Consider the following 12,882-nt stretch of genomic DNA (forward strand, 5'->3'; position numbering starts at 1 on the left):
ATAATAATTATTTGACATAGGAATTTATAGGGGGCATTAATAATGAAGAAAAAATTAGGAAGTTTATTACTAGCATTTACATTACTCACATCTTTAGCACTTGTAGGATGTGGCGGTGCAAAAAAAAGTGATACAAAAGCTACGAAAGAAAAGGACATGACAGTAGGATTTATATATGTAGGACCTGTAGGTGACGGAGGTTATACTTATTCTCATGATATGGGAAGAAAAGGGCTTGAAAAACAATTAGGTGTAAAGACTTTGTATAAGGAATCAGTAAAAGAAAACTTAGCAGATGTAGAGCAAGTATGCGAGGAAATGATTAATAAAGGAGCAACTGTTATTATAGGAACAAGTTTTGGATTTATGGATGGAATGGCAGCATCAGCTAAAAAACATCCTGATGTTAAATATCTTCATGCATCTGGGTACACAACATCGACAAATATGTCTACATATTTTGGCCGTATATATCAAGCAAGATATCTTTCAGGTATAGTTGCGGGTATGAAAAGCAAAACTAATAAAATAGGATATGTAGCTGCATACTCAATACCAGAAGTAGTAAGAGGAATTAATGCATTTACTCTAGGAGTACAATCTGTTAATCCTAAAGCTATAGTAAAAGTAAAATGGACTAATACTTGGTATGACCCAGCTAAAGAAAAAGAAGCAGGAAAAGCATTAATTGCAGAAGGTGTGGATGTTATTACTCAACATCAAGATACTGCAGGTCCACTTCAAGCAGCAGAAGAAGCAGGAATATCTGCTATTGGATACAATACAGACATGACTGCTAAAGCACCTAAGGCATATATGACAGCTCCAGTTTGGAATTGGACGCCTTATTATGTTGATCAAATAAAAGCTATTAAAGCTGGGACTTGGAAATCAGAGAGTTATTGGAAAGGTCTAGAATCTGGAGTAGTCGCTCTTGCACCACTTACAAAAAATGCACCTAATGGAGCAGCAGAAGCTGTTGCTAAAGCAAAAGCTGATATTCTATCAGGTAAAAACAAAGTATTTGTAGGACCAATAATAGATCAAAGTGGAGCTGTTAAAGTTGCAAAAGGTATAGTTATGACAGATAAGGAACTATTATCATTTAATTGGTTTGTTAAAGGTGTAGAAGGAAAAATAGCAAAATAAAAAAATTTGGCTTTTAAAAATTAAGGAATATAGCAAACATGATATTATGGTTGCTATATTTATTAGATTTAACGACAGTTCAGAAGGAAAGTCTCCCACTTTTATAAGTGAAAGTAAACTATCGTATCAGAAATAAAATTTCAGTAGGATTTTAAATTTCCTTCTGAAGTCGTTAATGCATCTTCTTCGAAGCTATTACAGCGACCCAGGAGATGATTTAACGGCAATATGATCTAATAAATACGCTAGAAAGTAGGAAGTAAATATGGATAAAATCCCTTATGTATCTATAGAAAATATTAGTAAAACCTTCGGGAAAGTAATAGCTAATAATAATATGAATTTAACTTTGCATGGCGGAGAAATCCATGCACTACTAGGTGAAAATGGGGCAGGTAAAAGTACCCTTATGAACATGTTATCAGGAGTTTATACTCCAGATAGCGGTTCTATTTTTATTCATGGAAAAAATACTAACTTTAATAGTCCAAAAGATGCAATTAAAGCTGGTGTAGGAATGATTTATCAACATTTTAAATTAGTTGAGGAAATGACTGCAAAGCAAAATATATTACTTGGTCAAACAAGCGGGATTTTCTTTAATAATAAGATGGAAATTAAAAAGATTAATGATTTATGCGAAAAATTTCATTTGGAAATGGATTTGAACAAATATGTTTCAGAAATGCCAGTAGGTGAGAGACAAAATCTTGAAATACTTAAAGTGCTTTATAGGGGTGCTGATATTTTAGTATTAGATGAACCTACTACTGTGTTTACAGAAAGTGAGACAGAAAAATTATTTAAAATAATGAGAAGTATGAAAGAAAAAGGCAAAGCAATTATATTCATAAGTCATAAAATGAATGAAGTAATGGAGATTTGCGATAAGATTACTGTCTTAAGAAAAGGTGAAGCTATAAAGACACTTAAGAAAGAAGACACGAGTCCTAAGGAATTAACAGAGCTAATGATGGGTCGCAAAGCAGATTTATCTATAAAAAAAGTAGATAAAGAGGCGGGCGCGGTAATGCTTGAGGTATCAGATTTAATAGTTGTAAATGCTGAAAAAGCAGCGATTGTTAAAAATATTAGTTTCGCTCTTAGAAAAGGTGAAATTCTTGGTATTGCTGGAATTGCGGGTAGTGGACAAAGAGAGTTATGTGAAGCTATTGCAGGCATTGAGAAGGTTTCGAGTGGTAAAATAGTTTTAGAGGGGGAAGACCTTGTAGGGAAATCTCCGAGAGATATTATTAATAAAGGTATAAGCATGAGCTTTATACCAGAGGATAGATTAGGAATGGGACTTGTTGCGTCTATGGGCATGGTTGATAATCTTTTGCTAAAAGATTATCACACTCAAAAGGGAATATTTATAGATAGAAAGCCAGTCATTAAAAAAGCAAAAGAAATGATGAAAAAATTTGAAATAAAAACGCCAGATATATATCATCCTATAAAATATTTATCAGGTGGTAATATTCAAAAGATATTAGTTGGAAGAGAATTAAGCATGCATCCTAAAATACTAATTATGGCATATGCCGTTCGTGGGCTTGATATTAATACATGTTATACGATATATGACCTTATAAGTGAGGAAAAGAAAAAAGGAACTGCAGTTTTATTTATAGGAGAGGATCTTGACGTATTAATTCATTTATGTGATAGGATTATGGTGCTTTGTGATGGCAAGATTACTGGAATAGTCGATGCAAAAGAGTCCTCTAGAGAAAAAATCGGTATGATGATGGTTGGAAATACTGATGATACGGAGGTGATATAGATGATTCAGATTGTTAAAAGAGCTAAAATAAGCAAAACAGATAATTTTAAAATTAGGTGTATTGCAATACTCCTATCACTTGTAGTACTTGCTATGTTTCTGATAATTATTAACCTTAATCCAATAGATGTGTATGCAGCTATTGTTCAGGGTAGTTTTGGTTCAACTTATAGCATCCAGCAAACATTTATTAAGGCTATACCACTTATTATAAGTTCTCTTGGAATAGCTATAGCATTTAGAATGCAATTTTGGAATATTGGAGGAGAAGGACAAATACTTATGGGAGCATTTGCAGCCACTTATTTTGCCTTGAAATTTCCGAGTATGCCTAAGTTTGAATTGATTTTAATAATGTTTTGCGCAGGAATACTCGGTGGGGGATTATGGGCATTAATTGCAGCATTACTTAAAGGTAAATGGAATACTAATGAGACTATTGTAACCTTAATGTTAAATTATATTGCAATAAAATTTATAACTTATCTTCAATATGGACCTTGGAGAGATAAAAACGCAATGGGTTTTCCGAAAATACCTAGTTTTGCTGCAAATGCAACACTTCCAGATGTTTTTGGTATAAATATGGGATGGATAATCGCAATTATTTTAACGATTCTAGTATATATTTTCATCAAATATACTAAGAAGGGTTATGAAATTTCGGTCCTTGGGGAAAGTGAAAAAACAGCTATATACGCAGGTATAAAAATTCGAAAAACTATGTTTATAGCAATATTTCTAAGTGGTGCTTTATGTGGAATTGCAGGCGTAATTCAAGTTTCAGCTGTTAGCAGAACGCTTTCAGCGGATGTTGCAGGTGGAGTAGGATTTACAGCTATAATTATAGCATGGTTATCATCACTTTCTGCACCTATTATAGTAATAGTATCTATACTATTTGCGGCACTTGTTCAAGGTGCATCATTTATTCAAACAGCATTTGGAATACCAGTAGCTGCCGCACAATTAATACAAGCAATTATTTTATTCTTTGTATTAGGTAGTGAATTTTTTACTAAGTATAAGATAAATTTTAAATCTAAGGGAAAACTAAAGGGGGTAAATAAAAATGAATAGTATAACAACATTTTTAGCCGCTGCAGTAGTAGCTGGTACTCCTCTACTTTTTGCAACACTCGGAGAATTATTAACTGAAAAAGTAGGTAACCTTAATTTAGGGGTAGAAGGCATGATGCTTATGGGATCTGTTATTGGGTTTATGGCAGGAGTAAGTACAGGGAATCCAATAATAGCAATGGTAGCTGCAGCAATTGCTGGTGGTTTTGGTGCACTTGTTTATGCATTTTTAACCATATCACTCAGGGCGAATCAAGTTGTATGTGGTCTTACATTAACTATATTTGGAACAGGTTTTTCAAGCATGGTAGGTAAAAATTTGATAGGGCAAGTTACACCAAATACAATTAAAAATTTCTTTGTACCTATAAGAATTCCGATAATAGGAAACATACCTTTTATAGGAGATATATTTTTTAATCATGATGTGTTTGTATATTTCGGATATATTATGACTGCCCTTTTATTTGTATATTTATATAAAACGGCTAAGGGACTAAACACAATGGCAGTTGGAGAAAATCCAGCAGCAGCTGATGCAGCTAGTATAAATGTTAGTCTTTACAAATATGTTAACACATTAATCGGAGGAGCTCTTTGTGGCCTTGGTGGAGCATACTTATCACTTGTTTATGTACCGGCTTGGCAGGAAAATGTAACGGCAGGTAGAGGGTGGATTGCTGTTGCTCTTGTGATTTTTGCAACATGGAAACCTCAAAAAGCAATAATTGGAGCATACCTTTTCGGTGGGCTTGATATATTAGGATTTAGACTTCAGGGGTTACCGGGTTTTGAGATATCGCAATATCTTATTGATTTGTTACCTTATGTAGTTACAATAGTTATTTTGGTAATAGTATCAATGAAGAAGTCTAGTAAAAACTCACCCCCTGCTGGACTCTCAGTTCCTTATTTTAGAGAAGAAAGGTGATCTGATTTAAGGGGGAGTCAGTGATGGGACAAGCAAGGTAACCGGGGGACGGTTAACAACTAAGTGATGTTTAAATGATTAAATGTTGGGGGACGGTTAACAACTAATTGATGTTTAAATGATTAAATGTTGGGGGACAGTTAACAACTAATTGACTGATATAAATAAATTGTGTAATTAGTTGTTAACCGTCCCTACTTTTTTCGCTTGTCTTTTGATTTATTCATTTGTTTTAGCAATTGTTTTGTAATTTGTGTGCAACTATAGTATGATGTATAGTAGGAATGGTGACAAAATGAAATATGCAGTTGTTACGTTTACCCAAAAGGGAGATCAAATAGCGGAAATTTTAGCAACAAGTCTTAATATTGATTTATATTCAAAGAAAAAACATAGCAATTTTGATTTTGCAAAGGTTAGTAAAAAGGTAATGGAGAACTATAGAGGTATAATTTTTATAAGTTCTACAGGTATTGCAGTTAGATCAATAGCACCATACATAAAAAGTAAGGATCTGGATCCGGCAGTATTAGTTATAGATAATTCTTGTAATTATGTTATAAGTCTTTTAAGTGGTCATTTAGGAGGCGCGAACGAACTTGCATTAAAGGTTAGTAAACTTTTAGATGCAAAACCTATAATAACTACAGCAACGGATAATTTAGGCATTTATGCCCCTGATATGATAGCAAAAGATAATGGATTTGTTATTGAAGACTTGAAAAAAGCAAAAGACATAGCGGCGCTTTTAGTAGAAGGAAAAAAAATTGGATTTCTTGATGAAAAAGGAATAATACAAACACCAGCTGGATATAGTAGTAGTTTAGAGAATATTTCTGGATTGATGTATATTTCTAGTAACGATATTATTAATGCTAAGTTAAAGGAATATAATGTACCAACGCTTAAATTAATAAGACAAAATATCGTACTTGGAATAGGATGTAGAAAAAACTTTTCGCAAGATAAAATGAATCAGACAGTAATAAGGATGCTTAAGGAATACAATATAGATGTTAGGGCTATAAAGTCTATAGCAACAGTTAATGTTAAAAAAGATGAATTAGCAATAAAGGCATTAGCAGATTATTTTAAATGTCAGCTTAAAATATTTACGACAGAAGACATAAAGAAAGTACAACATAAATTCAGCGGAAGTGATTTTGTTGAGAAAACTATTGGAGTTAGAGCTGTTTGTGAGCCTTGTGTTGAACTTAGTGGGGCAAAAATCATGACAATTAAGATAAAATTAGATGGTATGACCTTATGCATAGGGGAAGTATGATATAATAGAGAAGGTGTTTTTAAAGAAATACTGAGTAAGCTAGTGAGTTTTAAAAATAAAAAGGATTTCAATAAATATTTATAGAATATATAATAGTAGACTATAAATAATTTAAGAATAGATTTAACAACAATTATGAAATTAGAGGAGTGTATTTATATGACAACAGATATTAAGGAAGAAGTTACAATGAAAGATGCTATGGAAAATACTGCAGAGGCTATGGTTATTAATAGTGGAGACGTTGTACTTGGAACTGTACTTTCTGTAAGTGAAGAAGAAGTTCTAGTAAACATTGGTTATATGGCTGATGGTGTTATAACAAAAGAAGAATTTTCAAACGATAAAGAAGCAAACATTACAGATGTTGTAAAAGTTGGAGATCAAATCTCTGTATATATAATGAAAGTTAATAACGGAGAAGGAAATGTGCTTTTATCTAAGAAAAGAGCAGATGGTCTTAAAATATGGGATGAATTCCAAGAAATTTTAGATGCAAACAAAACTTTAGAAGTAACAGTTAGTGACATAGTAAAAGGTGGAGCTACAGCTTACATAGAGGGAGTTAGAGCATTTATACCAGCATCACAAATATCAGATTCATATATAGAAAACTTAGAAGACTATAAAGGTAAAACTTTAGTAGTTAAAATAATAGAACTTGATAAAGAAAATAAAAATATTGTTCTATCTAGAAGAGTAATTGAAAAAGAAGAAAATGCAGTTAAAAGAGATCAAATTTGGAATGAACTTAAAAAAGGTGAAAAGAGAAAAGGCGTTGTAACTAGACTTGCTAAATTTGGTGCATTTGTAGATTTAGGTGGCATCGATGGTCTTATTCACGTTTCACAATTATCATGGAAAAGAGTTCAAGAACCATCAGAAGTAGTATCTGTTGGCGAAGAAGTAGAAGTTACAGTTTTAGATTTTGATAAAGAAAAAGGAAGAATATCTCTAGGACTTAAGAGTGAACAAGGAAACCCATGGAACAACATAACAAGCAACTACAAGCCTGGTGCTATAGTTGAAGGAACTGTTGTTAAATTAATGGATTTCGGTGCTTTTGTACAACTTGAATCAGGAGTTGAAGGACTAGTTCATTTATCAGAAATATCAGAAGAACGTATTGCAAAAGTTTCTGACGTATTAAAAGTTGGAGAAGTTGTAAAAGTTAAAATCGGTGAAATAAACGAAAAAGATAGAAGAATAAGCCTAAGCATTAGAGAAGCAGCAAGAGGAAATGAAGATTTTTCAGATTATAAGCAAGAAGAAGAAAGTGGATTAACACTAGGAGATATATTAGGAGATAAACTTAAAAACTATAAATTCTAGTAAAAGTTCCATATCATAAAGATATAAATTAAAGTAAATATTACGAGGCAAAACAACTAATAATTGTTTTGCCTTTTAATACTTTAAGGGGGTAATATATTGCTTACGTGTGAAGTCTGTGGAAATCCAGCGGATAAACATCATATAGTTTATAAAAGCCAAGGCGGCATTGAATTTCCACTTAACTTTAGATATCTTTGTACATTGCATCATAGGGGGGAAACAGGCCCTCATAAGAATAGGCGATTAGATTTAGAATATAAAATTGATATGCAGAGAAAACTTGAAGATATTTTAATAAAAGAAATTTATCCAATTGAAGAATTAGAAGTCTTGCTTAAAATAAACAAGGGAATGATAAAAAGACTTTTTAAGGATTATAAACTTAAGGCCAAAAGGGTTAGAAAAGCTGATATTATTGTTAATCAAAATGATGTAGGATATAAAAGAGAGGATATTATTTTTAGGCTAATGGGTGGTCAAAAATATGATGAGAAGATGTTTTTAGAAGGAGAAATTTAAAAAATTATTAAAAAAAACTATGAATAGCATAAGTTGCTTTCATAGTTTTTTTAAATCCTTATTTAAGATAGCACTTATAATGTAAAGAGAACTTCCTATATCTTTATGAGAAGCTTTTTTAAGTTGCACTTTATAACCAAGTTCAATTGCTGAATTATATAAATGATTAAGCCCTATGCCCAGATCAATGTGATTTGTGTCTTTAAGAATCTTTTTACTTAAAATATTTCTATTTTCTAAAAATAGGTCGAATTTGTTATTGTTAATTGCCAATTTCCAAGGCTGAGAGTTAATTGATGAGGGGGCATCAATAAGTGATTGTACTATGGGTTCATATTTAGGCTCATAAGTACTAGTAATTAGTTTGCTTTTATCAAACCTTTTCCTTGTAACAACCTCTTTTAATGGTTTAACAGGATATCCGAAAGCAACTAGAATTATATAACTTTGTTTTTCGCGTACAGTAAATATTGTTTTGAATAGATCTTGTTTAATAGCACTACCTAACCAACATGTTCCAATTCCAAGTTCGGTTAGCTTAAGAACTATTTCTTCGCCAATGAAGCCTATGTTCTCTAAATGACCTTCCTGTATTTCAGAAGTAAAGGCTAAATAGTGAGGAGCTTTAACTTTTGTATATTTAGAAATAAGCCCATTAAATGTGTCTGTAATTTTATTGCCATCTTCAATCAATAATGCTTCCATTGGTATATTATTAAATAAAGGCTTAGCTTTATTTATAATAGCTTTGATCTTTTGTAGATGTTCTGGGGATACAACTGCATCTTTATAATTTCTTATGGACTTTCTTAGTTTTATAGCCTGCAACATAATAAATACCTCCAGTGTGATTTAAGTTTATACTATCAGTAAGATTATAGTATTTCAAGTTACATCTAACCCCTTGATAATATTTTTTTACTACTGATTACAATAATTAATACAAAAACAGAAGTCAAAGCAATACTGCCTCCTGGGGCACAATTTACGTAGTAAGATATAACAAGCCCTAAAATTATGTCAATGAAGCCAAACATTATAGAGCAAAATAAAGTTTTCTTAAAGCCTTTATTTAGCTGTAATGCTGTTGCTACAGGTAGGGCTATCATGGATGACATGACAAGTATTCCGAGTATTCTTAATGATACTGAAATAGTGGCACCCACAAGTAGAGCGAAGATATAGTTAATTACTTTAACTTTTGCGCCAGAAACCTTAGCTCCTTCTTCATCGAAAGTAATATATAGTAATTGATTGTATAATGAAAATAATGTTATTATTGAAACAATGCTAAGTACAAGCATTATGTACAAGTCAGCTTGTGTAACAGTTAATAGGCTTCCGAATAGATAAGAATTAACATTAGCACCTGCCTTACCTGTACTTATTAAGGTTATTGCTATACCTACACTAAAGGTAAGTATAATTGCTAGAATTAATTCTGCGTATTTTTTGTAATAATCTCTTAAAAATTCAATGGATAAACCACATAGGGCTGTAAAAGCAAAAGCGCCAAGTATAGGATTGAAACCAAAAACAAGTCCTATAGCAACACCGGCCAAGGAGGCATGTGCCATTGTATCTCCCATCATGGAATACCTTTTTAACACAAGAAAAACACCTACAATTGGAAAAAGTATAGAAATTAAAACTGAGGCAATTAAAGCATTTTGCATAAAACCATATTCAAACATAGAGTAAAGTTAGCCCCTTTCCTGGGTTATTTTATATTTATAATCATTAATAGTATAAAGTATTCCACTTCTGTTACTCATTTCGAAAATATCTGTTGAGTTATCTAATGCAGCTTTTAAATTATGCTCTACAGAAACAACTGTAATACCGAGGTTAGTATTTAAATCCTTAATAATTCCATATATATCTTCCATGCTTTGTATGTCTATTCCAGTAGAAGGTTCATCTAAAATTAATAGCTCAGGATTTCCAATTAAACTCCTAGCAATAAAAATCTTTTGTTGCTGACCGCCAGAGAGATTTCCAATAAGAGTATGGGTATGATCCTCCATTCCTACTGCCTTAAGACTTTTTGAAATTAGACTTTTATCTTTAAGTTTTAATACCTTCCTATGACAATTTAGCATTTCATAAACTGTTATAGGGAATTGTGCATTAAAATTTTCAACTTTTTGTGCAACATATGCTATTCTTGATGTGTCTATAATAATTTGACCACTATTAGGTTTTAATAAATTTAATATCAATTTAAGTAGGGTACTTTTAGCACTACCATTTTCACCTAAAATTGAAACGTAACTGCCCTTTTCGATTTTAAGATTGATGTTGTCTAGTATGTGTGGCTTTGAATTTGTATATGTAAAACATAAATTCTTTATGTTAATCATCAATTTCCTCCTTATTAGTTATAACAAAATTAACCATACAATTATGCAATAATTATATGATTAAAATAATAGTAGCAACAGACATTATACACCTAAATGCGAATAACTTGCAAGAACTCTCTCCATATTATTGCCAAAAAATTTAAATAATATATATCATAAAATTTATATAATTGGTAAAACTGTATATGAAGATACTTTATTTTATATAATAGCTAAATTGCTTTAGTATCTATCAATAAAAATGCATTTTGTTATGCATTTAATATAATAGGAGGTAGTGTTATTATGAATAAAAGCGAAGGCTCAACTCATGTAATTAGTAAAGTGGCGAAAGACAATCAAGGAGAAATAACGGCATATGAACTTGAAAACGGAGAAATAATTTCTAAAGAACAAGCCGTCTCACTTGCTAAGCAAGGTAATATAAGTGGAGTTTCTGTCTCAACTTCTAAAAAAGGCGAAGAATTTTTAAGAAGTCTACCTGATCAAAATAAAGCAAATAACTTAGAAAGTTTACCAATTATAGATGATAATGATATATACTAGTTGAAAATAATAATGAGAAAGAACAGGTACATTTTGATGTGCCTGTTCTTTTGGCTTAAATGGGGGAATAAGTGGGGGACGGTTAACAACTAATGAACATTCTTGATGTTAATTAGTTATTTTGCTTGAAAAAGTTTTTCCTTTGGAATACTATTAGTGTAATAAACTTAGATAAGCAGGGGGATAAACAAATGGGACTTCTAAAAGAAACATTACAATTTATAGAACCGCTAAATAAGGAAGCAATGAAAAAGGCTTGGAATAGACTGGATAGTTTATCAAAACCTATAGGAAGTCTTGGTGAATTGGAAAATATCATAGCTAAGATGGCAGGAATTACTGGAAACATACATAATAAAATTAATAAAAAGAATGTTGTTATAATGTGTAGTGATAATGGCGTTGTGGAAGAAGATGTATCTAACTGCCCTAAAAGTGTAACTGCTACAGTAACTAATAATTTCACTAAAAAGATAACAGGTGTTTATGTGTTGTCAAAATTTTCTGGAAGTGATATTACTGTCGTAGATGTGGGCATTGATGCTGATTTAAACAATCCTAAAGTTATAAATAAAAAAATAGCATATGGTACTATGAATATGATGAAGGGTCCCGCAATGACTAGGGAGCAGACAATTAAGGCTATAGAAGTTGGAATTGAAACAGTTGATAATTTAGTTCTCGATGGTTACGATTTGCTTGGAACTGGTGAAATGGGTGTAGGGAATACTGCCACAAGTGCAGCGATTTTAAGTGTTTTATCTGGACTTGAAGTTGAAGAGTCGGTAGGTAAAGGTTCGGGAATAACAGAGAATCAATTCATTAATAAAAAAAAGGTTATTAAAAAATCTATTGAGGTAAATAATCCAGATAGAAATGATGTTATAGATGTTATTTCAAAAGTTGGTGGATTTGATATTGCAGGATTATGTGGTTGCTTCTTAGCTGCTGCTAAAAATAGGGTGCCTATTGTTATTGATGGGTTTATAGCATCAGCGGCAGCGCTTTGTGCTTATAAATTAAACCCTTTAGTAATAGGGTACATTTTTGCATCCCACTTGTCTGCGGAACCTGGAGCGGCTTTTGTAATGAAAGAAATTGGATTAAAACCTATGCTAAATTTGAACATGAGACTAGGAGAGGGTTCAGGGTGTCCTCTGGCTTTTAATATTATTGAGGCGGCTTTGTACACAATGGATAATATGGGAACGTTCGAAGATGCAAAGCTTGATAGCAAAAAGTATATAGATATAAGGGAGAATCCCATAGAAATATCGTAGGGTGTGATAAAATATGAATATATATCTGTTAAGGCATGGTCAAACTGAAGAAAATAGAAAAGGTTCTTATTATGGTAATTTGGATATAAGTCTAAATGAAATAGGTGTAGCTCAAGGAAATAAGGCAAAAGATTTTTTCAGTGATATAAAATTAGATAGAGTATATGTTAGTGATAAAAGAAGAACTTTGGAAATGGCAAAATTAGCTTTAGGGTTAAAGGAAATGGAAATTATACAAGATAGCAGAATAAATGAGACTAATTTTGGTGAGTTTGAAGGTAAAACTTACGAAGAAATTAAGATGCTTTATCCTAAGGAATGTTTATGCTGGACGGATAATTGGAAAGAATTCGTACCGCCTAAGGGTGAAAGTTATATTGAATTGTGCATGAGAGTTAAGAGTTTTATGGATAATATTAAAAAGTTAGATTTTGATAATATTTTAATATGTGCTCATTCTGGCGTTATAAGAGCTATATATTGTTATATTATGGATGGAAATATAGATCTATTTTGGAAATTTGGATGTAAAAATGGTGATATAAGCATTATTAAATATGAATATGGTAATCTGTATATTGATGCAATTATGCATATCTAGGAGG

13 protein-coding genes are annotated in these 12,882 nt (G+C 31.8%); 10 read left to right on the plus strand and 3 right to left on the minus strand.

Features of this window, described 5'->3' with window-relative positions; genetic code table 11:
* The first annotated feature begins 42 nt into the window (after nt 1-42).
* The 7 genes from KPL54_RS02035 (at nt 43) to KPL54_RS02065 (ending at nt 8,085) form a co-directional block, all read left to right on the plus strand.
* Complete coding sequence (locus tag KPL54_RS02035) at nt 43-1,149, plus strand: BMP family ABC transporter substrate-binding protein (protein ID WP_216104142.1); 1,107 nt, start codon at nt 43-45, stop codon at nt 1,147-1,149.
* 265 nt (nt 1,150-1,414) lie between these two features.
* Nucleotides 1,415-2,935, plus strand: a complete 1,521-nt coding sequence (locus KPL54_RS02040) for an ABC transporter ATP-binding protein (RefSeq protein WP_216104144.1) — start codon at nt 1,415-1,417, stop codon at nt 2,933-2,935.
* Nucleotides 2,936-4,015: an ABC transporter permease gene (locus tag KPL54_RS02045; RefSeq protein ID WP_216104146.1), complete on the plus strand. Its 1,080-nt coding sequence runs from the start codon at nt 2,936-2,938 to the stop codon at nt 4,013-4,015. It abuts the gene before it with no gap.
* A complete protein-coding gene (locus tag KPL54_RS02050; RefSeq protein ID WP_216104148.1) occupies nt 4,008-4,946 on the plus strand; it encodes an ABC transporter permease in 939 nt (312 codons plus the stop codon). The genes KPL54_RS02045 and KPL54_RS02050 overlap by 8 nt, the downstream gene beginning before the upstream one ends.
* Before the next feature lie 295 nt (nt 4,947-5,241).
* Nucleotides 5,242-6,231 carry a cobalt-precorrin 5A hydrolase gene (cbiG, locus tag KPL54_RS02055; protein ID WP_216104150.1) on the plus strand — a complete coding sequence of 330 codons (990 nt, stop codon included), beginning with the start codon at nt 5,242-5,244 and terminating at the stop codon, nt 6,229-6,231.
* A gap of 159 nt (nt 6,232-6,390) precedes the next feature.
* The gene (rpsA, locus tag KPL54_RS02060; protein ID WP_253203301.1) at nt 6,391-7,563 is read left to right on the plus strand and encodes a 30S ribosomal protein S1; all 1,173 of its coding nucleotides are present in this window, start codon (nt 6,391-6,393) and stop codon (nt 7,561-7,563) included.
* Nucleotides 7,564-7,662: 99 nt separating this feature from the next.
* Nucleotides 7,663-8,085: an HNH endonuclease gene (locus KPL54_RS02065; RefSeq protein WP_216104152.1), complete on the plus strand. Its 423-nt coding sequence runs from the start codon at nt 7,663-7,665 to the stop codon at nt 8,083-8,085.
* A 39-nt stretch (nt 8,086-8,124) separates the two neighbouring features.
* On the opposite strand, the gene KPL54_RS02070 is transcribed toward KPL54_RS02065, so the two are convergent.
* The 3 genes from KPL54_RS02070 to KPL54_RS02080 all read right to left on the minus strand — a co-directional run bounded on the left by KPL54_RS02070 (nt 8,125) and on the right by KPL54_RS02080 (nt 10,448).
* Nucleotides 8,125-8,916, minus strand: a complete 792-nt coding sequence (locus tag KPL54_RS02070; RefSeq protein ID WP_216104154.1) for a nitroreductase family protein — start codon at nt 8,914-8,916, stop codon at nt 8,125-8,127.
* Between the two features lie 65 nt (nt 8,917-8,981).
* Entirely contained in the window at nt 8,982-9,779 is a 798-nt protein-coding gene (locus KPL54_RS02075; protein ID WP_216104156.1) for a metal ABC transporter permease, read from the minus strand.
* Between the two features lie 9 nt (nt 9,780-9,788).
* On the minus strand, nt 9,789-10,448 hold the full coding sequence (locus KPL54_RS02080; protein ID WP_216104158.1) for a metal ABC transporter ATP-binding protein: 660 nt from the start codon (nt 10,446-10,448) through the stop codon (nt 9,789-9,791).
* A gap of 288 nt (nt 10,449-10,736) precedes the next feature.
* Between KPL54_RS02080 and KPL54_RS02085 the strand changes: the two genes are divergently transcribed.
* From KPL54_RS02085 to cobC, 3 genes are all read left to right on the plus strand, one after another.
* Entirely contained in the window at nt 10,737-10,997 is a 261-nt protein-coding gene (locus KPL54_RS02085) for a DUF3892 domain-containing protein (RefSeq protein WP_071615060.1), read from the plus strand.
* A 191-nt stretch (nt 10,998-11,188) separates the two neighbouring features.
* Nucleotides 11,189-12,277, plus strand: a complete 1,089-nt coding sequence (gene cobT, locus KPL54_RS02090; protein ID WP_216104159.1) for a nicotinate-nucleotide--dimethylbenzimidazole phosphoribosyltransferase — start codon at nt 11,189-11,191, stop codon at nt 12,275-12,277.
* A gap of 13 nt (nt 12,278-12,290) precedes the next feature.
* On the plus strand, nt 12,291-12,878 hold the full coding sequence (cobC, locus tag KPL54_RS02095) for an alpha-ribazole phosphatase (protein ID WP_216104161.1): 588 nt from the start codon (nt 12,291-12,293) through the stop codon (nt 12,876-12,878).
* The last annotated feature ends 4 nt before the right edge of the window (nt 12,879-12,882 follow it).

The sequence above is a fragment of the Clostridium estertheticum genome (assembly GCF_018861295.1).
GTDB classification, from domain to species: domain Bacteria; phylum Bacillota; class Clostridia; order Clostridiales; family Clostridiaceae; genus Clostridium_AD; species Clostridium_AD estertheticum_D.